General features: G+C 71.3%; 13 protein-coding genes. 3 read left to right on the top strand and 10 right to left on the bottom strand.

All coding sequences use genetic code 11. From position 1 onward, the window contains the following. Positions 1 to 18: 18 nt before the first annotated feature. The 8 genes from ACH34Q_RS25695 to ACH34Q_RS25660 form a co-directional block, all read right to left on the bottom strand. The gene (locus ACH34Q_RS25695) at positions 19 to 150 is read right to left on the bottom strand and encodes a hypothetical protein (RefSeq protein WP_395985614.1); all 132 of its coding nucleotides are present in this window, start codon (positions 148 to 150) and stop codon (positions 19 to 21) included. Further along, entirely contained in the window at positions 150 to 1,841 is a 1,692-nt protein-coding gene (locus ACH34Q_RS25690) for a hypothetical protein (protein ID WP_395985613.1), read from the bottom strand. Before ACH34Q_RS25690 ends, ACH34Q_RS25695 begins: the two co-directional genes overlap by 1 nt. A gap of 55 nt (positions 1,842 to 1,896) precedes the next feature. After that, positions 1,897 to 3,936 (bottom strand): acyl-CoA dehydrogenase, encoded by a 2,040-nt coding sequence (locus ACH34Q_RS25685; RefSeq protein WP_395985612.1) that lies wholly within the window; start codon positions 3,934 to 3,936, stop codon positions 1,897 to 1,899. Positions 3,937 to 3,964: 28 nt separating this feature from the next. Further along, positions 3,965 to 5,191, bottom strand: coding sequence for a hypothetical protein (locus tag ACH34Q_RS25680; RefSeq protein WP_395985611.1), 1,227 nt, complete (start codon positions 5,189 to 5,191; stop codon positions 3,965 to 3,967). A 75-nt stretch (positions 5,192 to 5,266) separates the two neighbouring features. Further along, positions 5,267 to 6,049 carry an EI24 domain-containing protein gene (locus ACH34Q_RS25675; RefSeq protein WP_395985610.1) on the bottom strand — a complete coding sequence of 261 codons (783 nt, stop codon included), beginning with the start codon at positions 6,047 to 6,049 and terminating at the stop codon, positions 5,267 to 5,269. A gap of 10 nt (positions 6,050 to 6,059) precedes the next feature. Beyond that, positions 6,060 to 7,109 (bottom strand): methyltransferase, encoded by a 1,050-nt coding sequence (locus tag ACH34Q_RS25670; RefSeq protein ID WP_395985609.1) that lies wholly within the window; start codon positions 7,107 to 7,109, stop codon positions 6,060 to 6,062. 7 nt (positions 7,110 to 7,116) lie between these two features. Beyond that, positions 7,117 to 8,319, bottom strand: a complete 1,203-nt coding sequence (locus ACH34Q_RS25665; RefSeq protein ID WP_395985608.1) for a cytochrome P450 — start codon at positions 8,317 to 8,319, stop codon at positions 7,117 to 7,119. Positions 8,320 to 8,343: 24 nt separating this feature from the next. Beyond that, positions 8,344 to 9,366, bottom strand: coding sequence for a methyltransferase (locus ACH34Q_RS25660; RefSeq protein ID WP_395985607.1), 1,023 nt, complete (start codon positions 9,364 to 9,366; stop codon positions 8,344 to 8,346). A 216-nt stretch (positions 9,367 to 9,582) separates the two neighbouring features. Between ACH34Q_RS25660 and ACH34Q_RS25655 the strand changes: the two genes are divergently transcribed. From ACH34Q_RS25655 to ACH34Q_RS25645, 3 genes are read left to right on the top strand one after another with little or no spacing between them, the layout of a single operon-like run. Continuing rightward, positions 9,583 to 10,686: a ferritin-like domain-containing protein gene (locus ACH34Q_RS25655; RefSeq protein ID WP_395985606.1), complete on the top strand. Its 1,104-nt coding sequence runs from the start codon at positions 9,583 to 9,585 to the stop codon at positions 10,684 to 10,686. After that, a complete protein-coding gene (locus tag ACH34Q_RS25650; RefSeq protein WP_395985605.1) occupies positions 10,683 to 12,137 on the top strand; it encodes a DHA2 family efflux MFS transporter permease subunit in 1,455 nt (484 codons plus the stop codon). Before ACH34Q_RS25655 ends, ACH34Q_RS25650 begins: the two co-directional genes overlap by 4 nt. Continuing rightward, positions 12,134 to 12,865, top strand: coding sequence for an SDR family NAD(P)-dependent oxidoreductase (locus tag ACH34Q_RS25645; RefSeq protein ID WP_395985604.1), 732 nt, complete (start codon positions 12,134 to 12,136; stop codon positions 12,863 to 12,865). Before ACH34Q_RS25650 ends, ACH34Q_RS25645 begins: the two co-directional genes overlap by 4 nt. A 48-nt stretch (positions 12,866 to 12,913) precedes the next feature. On the opposite strand, the gene ACH34Q_RS25640 is transcribed toward ACH34Q_RS25645, so the two are convergent. Together ACH34Q_RS25640 and ACH34Q_RS25635 are read right to left on the bottom strand one after the other, a co-directional pair. Then, positions 12,914 to 14,557: an acyl-CoA carboxylase subunit beta gene (locus ACH34Q_RS25640; RefSeq protein ID WP_395985603.1), complete on the bottom strand. Its 1,644-nt coding sequence runs from the start codon at positions 14,555 to 14,557 to the stop codon at positions 12,914 to 12,916. Beyond that, a complete protein-coding gene (locus ACH34Q_RS25635; protein WP_395985602.1) occupies positions 14,554 to 15,177 on the bottom strand; it encodes an NADPH-dependent FMN reductase in 624 nt (207 codons plus the stop codon). The genes ACH34Q_RS25640 and ACH34Q_RS25635 overlap by 4 nt, the downstream gene beginning before the upstream one ends. Between the last annotated feature and the right edge of the window lie 16 nt (positions 15,178 to 15,193).

The following is a 15,193-nucleotide window of genomic DNA, read 5'->3' as shown; positions in this document are numbered from 1 at the left end:
ACCTCAGTGACCCGGTGCTCAGCGCGAGCCGTAGTTGTAGAGCGGCTTGATGACCGGGTCCTGCTGGGAGGCGTTCGTGATCTGCACCACGCCGAACGAGGCGAGGGAGGCCAGTAGGACACCGACGATCGCGGCAACGGCAATGCGCATCAGGGGGCCCTTCGATGGGGGGAACGTCGACGGGGAGTACTCCCGAGTAACGGGAGGCCCAGAGTAGTACCTGGGGTCAGCATTGACCAGGAAATCGCCACACTTACGACAATCCAGGCAATCACCACGGCACCGACCGGCACCTTCTCCTCTGCGGCGTAGGCCGATACCGGTATTCGGTACAGGACCAAATCCCGTCCCTGGACGATGGGTTCGGCCCCGGGCAGCCGTTCCGGACCCGCCGCCGGGTCCACGGTGTCCACCGCGACGTACCGGACCCCCGCGTCCCGCAGCACCTCGGTCAGCGGGCCGCCGGAACGGACCGCCGCGTCCAGGCGCATGGCCTTCGGGTCCTCCGGCGCGACCGTCGAACCGTCCACCATCACCGCGTCGTTCACGATCACCCGCCGCTGGTGCAGGTAGCGAGGCAGCGGGTCGAGCGAGCGCCGGCCATCGTTCCAGGGGTAACTGCGGTAGAGGGCCCACGGCAGTACGAGGATGTCCCCCTGCGTACGGTCGGCCTCGATGACCTGCCGCGCGCGCGCCCAGTCGTCCGGGTAGTCCACAGAACGCAGTTGCCCGGCGGCTCCCCAAGCCAATGAGGGCAGCAACACCACGGGGGCCAGCAACGCTCCATAGGCGACGGGCGAATACTTCGCCTCGATGGCTCGATCGGCCGCCACTCCCAGGCCGACCGCTATGACGACGGCCAGTGGCGCGACGAACTGCTGCCCGTCCCGGAACACGGCCAAGCCCGACCACAGCCCGATCGCACCCTCCAGTACGGACGGGAACACCGCCCCTAGGGCCGCCACTGCGAACCCGGCCGCGGCCGCCAGCGCGACGGGGCGCGCCCAAGGGCCGATGCGCTCGCGGTACTTCCCGTACGCGAAGAGCCCTCCCGCCACGACCAGGGCCCAGAAGATGGCCGTGATCGGGGCTCCGTAGCCGACGGGTACGGTCTCCCCGTTCCAGATACCACCCAGGAGCAGCAGACTGCCGAGCGTGCCGAACGGAGTGTCCGCGCGTGCGGCGAACGCTTCGACGGCCAAGCCGTCCCCTGGCACGCCCCCAGGCCGCAGTAGCCCCGGCACCAGCCACGGCAGGCTCAGTACGGCCAGGACCGCGACCACCTTGAGGCGCCGCCGTCCGACGATGAGCGCGGCAAGCCCTGATACGGCGAGGGCCGCGAACCCTCCGATCGCCGCCGGAATCAACGTACGGAGCAGGCGGCGCCCGCCACCGCGCTCGTCCGTCCTGAACGCGGCGGCCAGCACCCAGGGCAGCGCCGCGTACCCCAGCAGCAGCGCCCACTGCCCCAGCAGCAGGCGCTCGGCGACGAACGGGTTCCAGGCGTAGCAGACGCCCGCGACCAGCCTCGGGACCATCCGCCGGGACGGCACCAGCGAGGCCGCCGACGTGCAGGCCATCACGAAGATCGCGAGCAGCACGAGCCGCTGCACGATCCACGCGGGCATGATCATGGCGAGCGCGGTGACGGCGGCGTCGCTCGGGACGTGCCGGGCGACCGTTCCGGTCAGCCCGAACGTCATCGGGGTGAACGCCGGATCCGGGACGAACACCATGTCGTACGACAGCACGAAGCCCGGGGCCAGCGCCGGCCCCAGTGCCGCCAGGCCGAGGCCCAGCCCGGTAAGAGCGGCCACCAGGTGCCGCGTTCGCCCCCTCATCAGGCGAAGCAGGCTATCCCAGCCAGGGCGGCCCGGATCGGGATGGCCCGGATGCTCACGTGTCGCGGGGCAGGCCGAGGATCCGCTCGCCGATGACGTTCAGGTTGACCTCGGTCGTCCCGCCGCCGATCGTCATCGCCCGCGACGCCAGCAGGTAGCGCGTCCACTTGCGGCGCAGCTCGCCCTTCCAGCCGCCGGTCAGCGCGCCCTCGGCGCCGAGCAGCGTGAAGCCGTACTCGGTGACCTTCTGGCCGTGCTCCATCGCGACGAGCTTGCGGACGTTGGCGGTGGCGCCCGGGTCCGTACCGGACAGCTGCTTGAGCGTTGCCCGCAGCCCGAGCAGCGCGAACGCGTGCTCGTCGCAGGCCAGCCGGCCCAGCTCGTCCCGTACGAGAGGGTCGGCGGACAGGTCCATCTCACCGGCCAGCTGCACGAGCTTCGGCAGGTCACCGCCCAGCTGGAACGAGCTGGTCAGCCCGACCCGCTCGTTGGCGAGCGTGTTGCGGGCGACCCGCCAGCCCTCGTTCACCGGGCCGACCACCAGCTCGTCCGGGACGAACACCTCGTCCAGGAAGACCTCGTTGAAGACCGCGTCGCCGGTGCACTCGCGCAGCGGCCGGATCTCGATGCCCGGCGACGCCATGTCCACAAGGAAATAGGTGATGCCGTCGTGCTTGGGGCGGTCCGGGTCGGTACGGGCGATGCAGATGCCCCACTGGGACTCGCGGGCCAGCGATGTCCAGATCTTCTGGCCGGTGATCGCCCAGCCGCCCTCGACCCGTTCGGCCCGGGTCTTCAGCCCGGCCAGGTCGGACCCGGCGCCGGGCTCGCTGAACAGCTGGCACCAGATGATCTCGCCGCGCAGCGTCGGCGGCAGGAACCGCTCCTGCTGCTCGGGCGTGCCGTACTGGACCAGCGACGGCACCACCCAGGCCGCGATCATCAGCGGAACCGGACGGACCTCGGCCGCCTTCAGCTCCTGCTGGATCACGATCTGCTCGACCGGCCCGGCGGCCCGCCCCCACGGCCTGGGCAGGTGCGGCGTGACCCAGCCGCCCTCGGCCATCGCCGCCCGCTGCCCGAAGATCTCCATCGCGGCCAGCTCCGCCACCTCGGCCCGGATCGCGCCGCGCAGGTCCTCGGCATCCTCGGGAAGCTCGATGGCCATCGGCCGCCGCACGCCCGCCACCGCCAACTCGGCGACCCGGGCACGGTGCTCACTGCCGCGCCCCAGCACGGCGCGCAGCGTCAGAGCGCGCCGGTAGATCTGGTGGGCTTCATGCTCGTAGGTGTAGCCGATGCCACCATGCACCTGGATGTTGCCCTCGGCGCACTCCACCGCCGCATCAGCGGCCAGTACGGCCGCGACGCCCAACGCATAGGCGCGCTGCTGCTCGTCCTCGTCCAGCGCGCGGATCGCGTCCCAGACCGCCGCCCGAGCACGTTCCGTGGCGATGAGCATGCGGGAGCACTTGTGCTTGACGCCCTGGAACTGGCCGATAGGGCGACCGAACTGCTCCCTCAGCTTCGCGTACGCGACCGCGTCGTCCAGGGCACGCCCGGCAACGCCGCACGCCTCGGCCCCTAGGAGCACGACCGCCAGGGCGTCGACACCGTTCAGGACACGCTCTTCCGGTACGGAGAGCCCCTCAAGAGCGATCGATCCCACCGAACGGGTGAGATCGAGCGACTCCGCCTCCTGAACGGTGACCCCGTCCAAGACCGCCCATCGCCCGCCGACGTTCACGACCACCAGGTCGACGCCGGGCCCGCCGAGCACGAGCCCGTCACCGAAACCGAACCCGGCGCTCAGCTCACCGGTCGCGAGCCTGGGCAGGAACTCCGCGCGCACCCGCTCCGACCCGCCGGCCGCGATCATCGCCGAGGCCAGCACGGTCGGCGCGTACGTCCCGGGCACCAGGGCGCGGCCCAGCTCCTCCAGCACGACGGCCTGCTCCAGCAGCCCGAACCCCTGCCCGCCGTACTCCTCGGGCAGGTGCAGTCCGTACTGCTCGGGAGCAGTGCCGTTCCGCTCGACGGATCCGCGCACCGACGCCGCCAGCGCCTCATGTTCTTCGGTCAACCCGATCGCCATGGCGACAGCGTACTAGAACGCCATTCGGTCAGCCGGAGAACTTCAGCTGCCCCAGGAAGCGGTTGATGTCCGGCCACAGCTTCTTGTGCGTGTTGGGCACCGCCGCGAACGCCACCGCCGGCGCCGGCTTGCCGTTGTCGAACACCGCCGTGGCGACCACCTCGCCGGTCGCCCGCACACCCTCGCGCTTGTAGGTGATGTACGAGGCGACGAGCCAGCCCTTGCGCCCGCCCACGTTCAGCTCCTGCGAGGCCAGCGGCGTCGTCTTGTGCGGGAACGCGTAGTACTGCGCCTCGATCCCCTTGGCCGCCAGCACCGCGACGGCCGGAACGCTCTCCGGACCCGTGTACGAGCTCTGCAGGTTGGGGTTGAGCACGCCGGTCATCAGCTGGCCGTACCACATCTGGCTGCCGCGCCGCTCGGTGACCAGCACCTGCTGCCCGGACCAGCCCGGCGTGGCGAGCTTGTTCTGCTTGGTCGGCAGCTGCCACGGCTTGCCCATCCGCGGATAGACGAGCCCCGACTGCTTGTCGGGGACCATCCCCAGGACCTGGCTCGGCGTCCCCTGGAACCGCTTCAGCGGCTTGGCCGCCGGCATCGCCACCTTCGGCGTCTGCGGCTGCTGGTCGGTCGCGGACTTCTTGTTCTCGGCCTCGGCCTGCCCACCGCCGCCCTGCTTGAGCAGGTAGACACCACCGGCCGCCAGCAGGGCCACGACCAGCAGCCCCACCCCGCCGTACAGCGCCAGCTTGGAACGCCCGCCGCCATCGAGGTCACCGGCCCTGTCCCGCTTGGCCTGATCCTTCTTGGCGTCCCTTTTGGCGTCCCTCTTGGCGCGCCGGCCATCGTCGAGATCACCGGCACGGCCCAGCTTGGCGTCGGCGGCCTCCTCGTCGGCCATCCAGTCCGGCATCTGCCAGTTGCCGCTGCTCGGCTTGCCGGGCTTCACCGGACCCGAAGGCGCTGTGGAGGCCACCCCCGCGTACTGCGGGTCACCCTCCCCATCGAACAACGGCTCGTCGTCGAACTCCTGCGGTGTCGGCGCCGCCATCACGGGCGCCTCCATCACGGGCGCGACCTTCACATCGTCGGCCTGCCTGGCCGCTTCGGCGGGCGACGGCCCGGAGAAATCCGTCCGTCCCTCAGGCTCGGGCATATCGACCTCGGGAACGGTCACCCGAGCGCTCTCCTCGCGGTCGGCGGAGTCATCACTCATCTCGGCCCAGCGCCCCCCGCGCTCCCCCTCATCGGACATGCGGCACAGGTTACGGCAAGATCAGGGCGCCCGATGGGGCGGGCCATCACACTCCGGACACATCTTCCGGGCCGCTCAATATCCCTGCCGAGCCCCCATGACCTGCGGATCGGCCGCCAGCCGCTCCCGGGCCAGCAGCGTCCCGCCGGCCACCGCACCGGGCATCGCCAGCACCGCGCCCAGCGGGATGAGGAACATCACCACGGTCGCCACCCCGAACCCCAGCATCAGTGGCCGCCGCCGCTTCATCAGCGCGAACCGCTCCTTGCGCAGCACCCCGCGCCGGTCCATCGCCACCGAGGTCAACTCGCCCGCCAGGAAGTACCCCGACACGAACGCCGCCACCACCGGCACCACCGTCTGCCCGATCACGGGCACGAAACTGCACACGAAGAACACCACCGCGAACGCCAGCGCCACCACCGCGAGCAGCAGCGCGTCCTTGATCGCCCGGCCGATCTGCGTCAGCACCGGAACCTCGGGATCCGGCGGCGCACCGCCCTGCGAGTCCTCGACCTTGACCGCGATGCTCTCGTAGAACGGGTCGCCCACCAGCAGCGTCAGCGCCGTGAACGTCAGGATGGCCACGAACAGCGAGGCGCCGAACAGCGCCAGCCCGGCCACCACCCGCGTCGCCTTCCGCATCCACTCCGACCAGCCGTCGGCGAACGGTGTCAGCCACCCGGCGACGTCGTCCAGGTTCCACGCCAGCGCCCCGAGCGCCGCCCCGTACGCCAGCAGGACGATCAGCGCCGGAATGAGCCCGAACAACCACTGCACCGGATGCCGGGCGATCCACCCCAGCCCGCGGAACAGGTACCCGACACCGTCGAAGAAATCACTGAACGCCTGTTTCACACGCCCCAAACTAGCGGCCGCGGGCCGCGGGGGCGCCCTCTGGACGGGGGCCTTGCGCCCGGGTCGTCGGGTGGGCCTCGGTGATGGTGAGGGTGCCGGTGGTGGGGATCACCTCGTGCAGGAGCAGGTCCGCCTCGGATAGGAGGGCGGCGAGTTCGTCGCGGGTGCGTTCCCTGCCGCCGAACACGGCCATCACCAGAAGGTCGGAGAGCATCGTCGCGGGAGGAATGTCGCCGCCGGCCGGGACCAGCGGGTCGACGATCAGGAGGCGGCTCCCGTCGGGCATGGCGTGCCGGACGGCGCGCAGGACGCGCAGGCAGTCGGTGTCGGTCTTGTCGTGCAGGATGCGTTTGAGCAGGTAGACGTCGGCGCCGGGTGGGACCTGGTCGTAGAAGTCCCCGGCCGCGGTCTCCCAGCGGCCCGCGATGGCCGGGTCGTCCAGCCGGTGATGGTGCAGGACGGGTTCGCGGTCGTACAGGACGCCGCGCAGTCCTGGGTTCCGGGTGAGGATCGTACGGAGCATCCCGCCGAGGCCACCGCCGATGTCGACGATGGTGGCCCGCTGGGGGAGGTCGCAGGCGGCGGCGATGCCGTCCTGCTCGATCTCGCTCAGCGCGGCCATGGCATCGGAGAACAGTTCGGCGCCGGCCTTGTCGGTGGCCAGGTGGTCGAAGATCGGCGCGCCGAAGACGTCGTCGAACGCGGTACGGCCCGCGCGGACGGTGTCTTCGAGGCACCCGGCGGGCAGCCAGTAGAGCGGGTCGGTGAACAGCAGGACCAGGGACCGGACGGGCAGGGGCGAGTCCGAGCGCAGCAGGGACGCGGCCGTGGTCAGGTGGAACGCGCCGTTCTCGTCCTCGCGGAACACGTCGCGGGTGGCGAGGAAGCGCAGGACGCGGCGCAAGTGATCGGGCTCCGCACCGGCCAGGGCCGCCAGGCGGCCGGGCGGAAGCGGGCCGTCCGCGAGATGGTCGGCGATCCTCGTCCGTACCGCCACCCGCAGTGCGGCGGGATACAGGTACGCCAGCGAATCGCCCAGCAGTTTCCTTACCGCGTCCACAGCGACCTCACCAGGTGACGGGAAATTCCTCGAAGTTGCCGAGCACCGCGTAGTCCCTCCACTTCAGCTCGTCCTCGGGTATCGCCAGGGCCAGCTCCGGGAAGCGCTCGAACAGGGCGGGGATCCCGATCCGCAGCTCGGCCCGGGCCACCGGGGCACCGAGGCAGAAGTGCGGGCCGTACCCGAAGAAGACCTGGGAGGCCTGCTTGCGCCGGATGTCGAAGCGCTCCGGGTCGTCCTGGACGCGCGGGTCCCGCAGCGCGGTCTCGTACTGGACGATCACCGCGGCGCCCTTCGGGATCTTCTCGCCGGACAGCTCGACATCGGTCAGCGCGATCCGCGGGAACGGGGACAGGCCGGGCAGGCCCACCCGCAGGAACTCCTCGACGGCGCCCGGCAGCAGCGCCGGGTCCGCGCGCAGGGCGGCCAGCTGGTCCGGGTGCCGGATCATCCGGTGCACCGCCGCCGTGAGGATCGTGATGCTGGTCTCGTGCCCGGCGACCAGCAGGAACGTACCGAGGCTGACCAGTTCGGACTCGGTCAGCCGGCCGTCCTCGCCGGACCGCCGGGCCAGCACGCTCAGGAAGTCGTCGCCCGGCTCGTCGCGCTTGCGGCCGACCAGCTCGACGAAGTAGCCGCGCATCTCGATGTACGTGGCCATGATCTCCTCGGCGGTGGAGCCGAGGGTCATGATGATCTCGGCCCACCGGACGAACCTGGCCCGGTCCTCGAACGGCACCCCGATCAGGTCGCAGATGATCCGCAGCGGCAGCGGCCGGGCGAACGCCGTGATCAGGTCCACCGGCGGCGCCATCTTCGCCATCTCGTCGAGCAGCTCGCGCACGGCGTCCTCGATGCACGGCCAGAGCCGTTCGAGCCGTTCGGCGGTGAACGCCTCGGCGGCCAGCCGGCGGATCCGGGAGTGCCGGGGCGGATCCATGTTGATGATCGTTTCCGGGTTCGGCCGGATCGCCTGCAGCCGGGGCGCGCCCTCCTCGCACATCGCGGCGCGGCTGAACCGCCGGTCGGCGAGGACGGTCTTGAGGTCCTCGTGCCGGGTGACCAGGTACGCCGGGTCACCGGTCGCCAGGGTCACCGGGCAGACCGGCCTCTTCTCCCGGAGCTCGGCGTACTCCCCGGGGATCTCGGTCGGCACCGTGCGCTTGAGCGGCAGGGCGAGCGGCTCGCCGTCGTGCCCGTGGTCGGTCATCTGCTGTCACCGCATTCCGGGAGGTCAGGCCGCGACGGCCTCGACGATCGAGAGGGTGCCGGGCGTCGTGACGACCCGGTTCAGCCGGAGGCCCGCCTGCGCGAACAGCCCGGCGAGCTCGTCCTCGGTCCGCTCCTTGCCATCGAAGACGATCATCATGGCCAGGTCGGAGACCTTGCTGGTGTGCGGCTCGTTGCCCGGCGGTACGACGGTGTCGACCACCAGGACCCGTCCGCCGCCGGCCATCGCGTCGCGGCAGCCGCGCAGCAGCCGTACGGCGTTCGCGTCGTCCCAGTCGTGCAGGATGCGCTTGAGGACGTAGACGTCCGCGCCGGCCGGCATGTCGGTGAAGAAGTCGCCGCCCACCAGCTCCCAGCGGCCCGCGATGGCCGGGTCGTCCAGCCGGTGCTCGGCGACGACGGACTTGTCGTCGAGCAGGACGCCGCGCAGGTGCTCGTTCCGGCTCAGCGCCTCGTGCAGCAGCCCGCCCCGGCCGCCGCCGACGTCCACGACGGTCTTGGCGTCGGCGAAGTCGTAGCTCGCCACGATGCCGCCGTGCTCGGTGGCCGACAGGTCGTCGAGCGCGGTGTGGAACAGCGCGCCGCGCTCCTCGTCTCCGGCCAGGTAGTCGAACAGGGGCGCGCCGAAGATGTCGGCGAACGCGGTGGTGCCCTTGCGCACCGTGTCCTCGAGGCGGCCGGCCGGGAGCCAGTAGAGCTCGTCGGTCAGCAGCTGGACGACCGAGCTCATCGGCAGCGGCGAGTCCGCGCGCAGCAGGGAGGCGGCGGTCGTCAGGTGGAACGCGCCGTCCTCGTCCTCGCGGAACACGCCGCGAGTGGCGAGGAAGCGCAGCACCCGGCGCAGGTGGTCGGGCTCAGCACCGGCCAGGACGGCCAGGCGGTCGGGGGGAAGGGGGCCGTCCGCCAGATGGTCGGCGATCTTCGTCCGTACCGCCACCCGCAGCGCCGCCGGGTACAGGTACCCGAGCGAATCCCCCAGCAGCTGCCTTACCGCGGCACCCACGGCCGCGCGTTCCGCGTCACTCAACGGCTGTCTCCGTCCATTCCAGCGCGAGCTTGTGCCGCGATGTACGGCAAGTCTGGACTTCGATGCTGACCGGCGACTGACGCCGCATTGACGGCCCCGCACTGGACCGGGCCGCCGCCGGCTGCAGCGCGGCGACCAGGGATATCCCTACTGCCCGTGGCGGCGTACGCGATTTACGTTTGCGCCGAGCCCCATGAATTCCTGGAGGAAAGACGCGTGAGCAAACGCCTGTACGCGCTGCCGGTCGACCAGACGAAATGGCACGTCCCCGGCGGGAACACCACCATCTTCGACTGGGAGTACGACGAGGGCCGCGACCGACTGCTCAGCCTCTACGAGAAGGGCAAGGAGAAGCAGTGGAACGCGTCGGACCGGCTCGACTGGTCGATCGACGTCGACGTCAACGACCCGATGGGCGTGCCGGAGCAGACCATCGCGATCTACGGCTCCCGGGTCTGGGACCGGCTCGGGCCCCGCGAGCGCGGGACCGTACGGCACCACCTGGCCGCCTGGCAGTTCTCCCAGTTCCTGCACGGCGAGCAGGGCGCGCTGATCTGCTCGTCCAAGATCGTCAGCACCGTGCCCGGCCTGGACGCCAAGTTCTACGCGGCCACCCAGGTGATGGACGAGGCCCGGCACATGGAGGTCTACTCCCGCTACCTGCGGGAGAAGCTGGAGCTGGCCTACCCGATCAACCCCGGCCTGAAGTCGCTGCTCGACGACGTGATCTCCGACTCGCGCTGGGACATGACGTACCTGGGCATGCAGGTGCTCATCGAGGGGCTCGCGCTGGCCGCGTTCGGTCTCATCCGTGACAACGCCACCGAGCCGCTCGCACAGGCGCTCAACACGTACGTGATGCAGGACGAGGCGCGGCACGTCGCGTTCGGGCGGCTGGCGCTGCGCGAGTTCTACCCCGAGCTGACCCGGTCCGAGCTGGCCGAGCGCGAGGAGTTCTGCATCGAGGCCTGCCACATGATGCAGGAGCGCTTCGTCGGCGAGGAGGTCTGGCGCAACCTCGACGTCGACGCCGACGAGTGCATGGACTACATGCGCGGCTCGGAGCACTTCCGGCTGTTCCGGACCCACCTGTTCTCGCGGATCGTGCCCACGCTGAGCGACATCGGCCTGTTCGGCGACAAGATGCGGGCCACCTTCGCCGACATGGGGATCATCGGCTACGAGAAGCACGATCTGGACGGCCTGATCGACCAGGACGAGCGGATCGCCGGCGATCTCGACCGGGCCCGGATCGAGCAGGTGGAGGGCGCGATCGCCGCCGGGGCCGACGACGAGACACCGATCAGGAGCACCCCTTGACCGATACCAGGCCCCGCGCGGGCTACCTCGCCATCATGCTCACCGCCTCGGGCGGCGCGTTCCTCTCGATGCTCGACTCGACGGTCACCAACCTCGCGATCCCGAACGTGCAGGGCGCGTTCCCGAGCGCGTCGGTGACCGACATCTCGTGGATCATCACCGCCTACGCGGTGCTGTTCGCGGCCCTGCTGGCGCCGTCCGGCAAGCTGGCGGACGCGCTCGGCAGGCGCCGGCTGTTCGTGATCGGCATCGGCCTGTTCACGCTGGCGTCGCTGGCGTGCGCGCTGGCCCCGAACCTGCCGTTCCTGATCGGCGCCCGCGCGGTGCAGGGCGCCGGCGCGGCGGCCATGATCCCCTCCTCGCTGGCGATCCTGCTGCTGGACGGACCGGCCGAGCGGCGGGCGGGCTCGATCGGGATCTGGAGCGCGGCCTCGGCCATCGGCGCGGCGGCCGGCCCGATCGTCGGCGGCGTCCTGGTGGAGCTGTCCGACTGGCGCGCCGTGTTCCTGATCAACATCCCGATCGGCGCGGTCCTGATCGTCTCGGCGCTGCGGGTGCTGGAGCCGCCCGGCAAGGCCTCGTTCGACCGGATCCCGGACCCGCTGGGCACCGTGCTGATCGCGCTCGGCATCGGCGCCCTCACCCTCGGCGTGACCGAGGGCGGCGACTGGGGCCGGCTCGACCCGCGGACCCTGGGGACCTTCGCGTTCGGCCTCGCCGCCCTCGCCTACACGGTGCTGCGGTCGCGGACGCATCCCAAGCCCGCGATCGACACCGAGCTGTGGAGCAACCGCACGTTCACGGCGACGAACGTCACCTCGCTGCTGTACGGGATGGCGCAGTACACGTTCATGCTGGTCGCCATCCTCTACATGACCGACGTGTGGCGGTACTCCGAGCTCGAGGCGGGGCTGGCCAACACCCCGGGTGCCGTGTCGGCGTCCATCATCGCGGTGGGTCTCGGCCGGTACGCGGCCAAGCTCGGCGGTCCTCGCTTCGCGGTCCTGTTCGGGCTGGCGGTGTTCCTGGTGACGGCGATCTGGCTGACCGTCGGTCTCACCGAGCAGGCGTCGTTCCTGACGCTGTGGCTGCCCGCGAGCATCCTCACCGGGATCGGCATGGGAGCCGCCACGATGGGGACGTCCGCCTCGGCCGCCATGTCCGCGCCGCCCGCGATGTTCGCCACCTCCAGCGGCCTGAACACCACCGCCCGGCAGTTCGGCGGCGCGCTGGGCATCGCCGCGATGGCCGCGATCCTGGAGCAGAGCAGCCGTTCCGGGAGCCCGACCGACCCGTACAGCAACGTGTACCTGTTCTGTACGGTCCTGCTCGTCCTGGCCCTGGCCGTCGCCGCGATCTGGATCCGGCTCGCTCCGCCGCCGGCCGCCCCGGCACCCGCGACCGCCGCCGCCAAGCCCGCTGAACCTGCCGAGCCTGCGGAGACGACGTGACCACGGACCAGAAGGTCGCCCTCGTCACGGGCGCCAACAAGGGAATCGGCAAGGCGGTATGCAGGCAGCTGGCCGATCTCGGGATGGTCGTGCTGGCGACCGCGCGCGATGCCGATCGTGGCCGGGCGGCGGTGGCCGACCTGGTCGCGGGCGGCGGCGACGTCCGGTTCGTACGGCTGGACGTCACGGCCGAGGACACGGTGCGAGCGGTCGCCGAGCATGTGGCGGCGGAGTTCGGCCGGCTCGACCTGCTGATCAACAACGCGGGAGTCACCGGCGTCACGCCGGGCCGCCGCAGGCCGCTCGACGAGGTCACGGTCCAGGACCTGCGGGACACCCTGGAGACCAACTTCGTCGGCGTGTTCGCGGTGACGCAGGCGCTCCTGCCGCTGCTGCGCGGGTCGGGCGGCCGGATCGTGAACCTGACCAGCACGCTGTCGTCGTTCGCCCGGGTGGCGGACGGCCCGCCGCCGGCCGACCTCATCCCGTACTGCACCGCCAAAGCGGCGACCAACCTGCTGTCGGTGATGTACGCGGGGCTGCTGCGCGACTCCGGGGTCACCGCCTGCGCGGTCTCCCCGGGGTTCGTGGCCACCGACATGAACAACTTCACCGGCCCGAAGACCGTCGAGGAGGGGGCGGAGGTCGTGGTGCGGTACGCGACCGCGGCGCCCGAGGACCTGCCCGACCGCGCGTTCCTCACCGGAACGGGGACCCACCCCTGGTGACAGGGGCGGGCCCCCGGGCCCCGGCACGGTGGCTCAGGGGCGGCCGGCTCAGAGCGGGATGTTGCTGTGCTTCTTGCCGACCGGGACGACCCGCTTGTTGCGCAGCGCCCGCATTGCCTTGACCACGCTGATCCGGGTCTCGGACGGCTCGATGATGTCGTCGACGCAGCCGAGCTCCGCCGCGACGAACGGGCTGGTCAGCGTCTCCTGGTAGCGGCGCGTGAGCGTCCCGCGCAAGGCCTGCGGGTCCTCCGCGCCGGCCAGGTCCCGGCGGAAGAGCAGCTCCACGCCGCCGCCGGCGCCCATCACGCCGATCTCCGCCGTGGGCCAGGCGAAGCACACGTCCGCGCCGAGCTCCTTGGAACCCATCACCGCGTACCCGCCGCCGAACGCCTTGCGGACGATCACCGTCACCTTCGGGACGGTCGACTCGATGTAGGCGAAGCCGAGCTTGGCGCCCCGGCGGATGATGCCCGCGTGCTCCTGCTCCGTACCCGGCAGGAACCCCGGGACGTCGACCAGCGTCAGGATCGGGATCCCGAACGCGTCGCAGAACCGGACGAACCTGGCCGCCTTCTCGGAGGCGTCGATGTCCAGCGATCCGGCCAGCGCCATCGGCTGGTTGGCCACCACGCCGACCGAGTGGCCCTCGATCCGGCCGAACCCGCACAGGATGTTGCGGGCGAAGTCCTGGTGGATCTCCAGCAGGTCGCCGTCGTCGACGATCCGCCCGATCACCTCCCGCATGTCGTAGCCCTGCTCGGTACGGTCCGGGATCAGCGTGTCCAGCTCCGCGTCCCGGACGGTCGGCGTCATGGCCGCCGCCACGGGATAGCTCGGCGGCTCGTCCAGGTAGTTGTCCGGCAGGTAGGACAGCAGGTCCTTGACGTAGGCGATCGCGTCCGGCTCGTCGGCCGCGACGTAGTGCGCGTTGCCCGTACGACCCGCGTGCACCCGGGCCCCGCCGAGCTGCTCCAGACCGACCACCTCGCCGGTGACCGAACGGATCACCTCGGGCCCGGTCACGAACATGTGCGAGGTCCGGTCGACCATCACGATGAAGTCGGTCGCGGCCGGGGTGTAGACGGCGCCGCCCGCGCACATCCCCATGATCAGCGAGATCTGCGGGACGACCCCGGACGCGGTGACCACCCGCCGCGCGACCTGACCGTACGAGGCCAGCGCGAGCACGCCCTCCTCGATCCGGGCACCGCTGGAGTCGTTCACGCAGATCACCGGGCAGCCGGTGCGCATCGCCAGGTCGAGGACCTTGCCGACCTTCGCCCCGAACGCCTCGCCGACGCTGCCGCCGAACGAGGTGACGTCCTGGGCGTACACGCAGACCGGGCGGCCGTCGACCGTACCGGAGCCGGCCACCACGCCGTCGCCGTGCGGGCGCCGGGCCTCGATGCCGAAGTTGGTCGAGCGGTGCCGGACCAGCGGATCGATCTCCAGGAACGAGCCGGGGTCCAGCAGCATCGCGATGCGCTCGCGCGCGGTGTGCTTGCCGAGCGCGCGCAGCCGCCGCGCGGCCCGGGGCGATCCCGGCTGCCGCGCGGCCTCCTTGCGCCGCCGGGCGTCCTCGATCCGCCCGCTGGTCGTCGCGGCCGGGTCCCGTTCCGCCTGGTCCCGCTCGACCGGGTCCCGCTCGACCTGGTCCCGTTCGATCGTGACGTCCGGGTCGATGCTCATCGGACGGCCCCCGTCCCGGCGGGCAGTTCGGCCGTGGCCGTACCGAACGCCATGGCGAACTCCACCACCTGATGCCCGACCGCCCGCAACTGCGTCTCGCTCGCGTCCACCACGTCCCCGTTCCCGGCCTGGAGCGACCGTTCGGACGTGGTCACGGTGGCGCCGAGCGGGGTGGGCCAGCCGCGCAGCGCGTGCACGATCGAGCGCAGCGCGGCCAGCGTGACGCCGCCCGCCTGGCCCCCGGCCGCGGTGACGACGCAGCCGACCGCCCGCCGGTCCAGGTACGGCCGGGGCTCCTCCCGCAGCAGCTCCATATGGTCCAGCGCGTTCTTCACCAGCGCGGAAACACCTCCGTGATAGCTGGGGCTGGCCACGATGAGCCCGTCCGACCGGGCGACGGCGGCCAGCAGTTCCCGTACGCGGGGCGACCCGGCGGCGAGGCCGGGCCTGAACAGCGGAAGCTCGGCGAGGAAGGCGCCGTCGAACGACACGACCTCGGCCCCGCCGTCCTCGGCCCCCCGCAGCGCGAGAAGCAGCGCGCGTTCCGTGGTCGAGCCGAAGCGGCCCGTCCCCCCGACGCCCACGATCAATGGCCTTCGCCCGGCCGTCCGGACCGCCATGCCCGTCCCCCCTCGC

It is taken from the genome of Actinomadura sp. 9N407, from assembly GCF_044326315.1.
In the GTDB taxonomy this organism is placed as follows: Bacteria; Actinomycetota; Actinomycetes; order Streptosporangiales; family Streptosporangiaceae; genus Spirillospora.
This window is presented reverse-complemented; position numbering and strand designations above follow the sequence as displayed.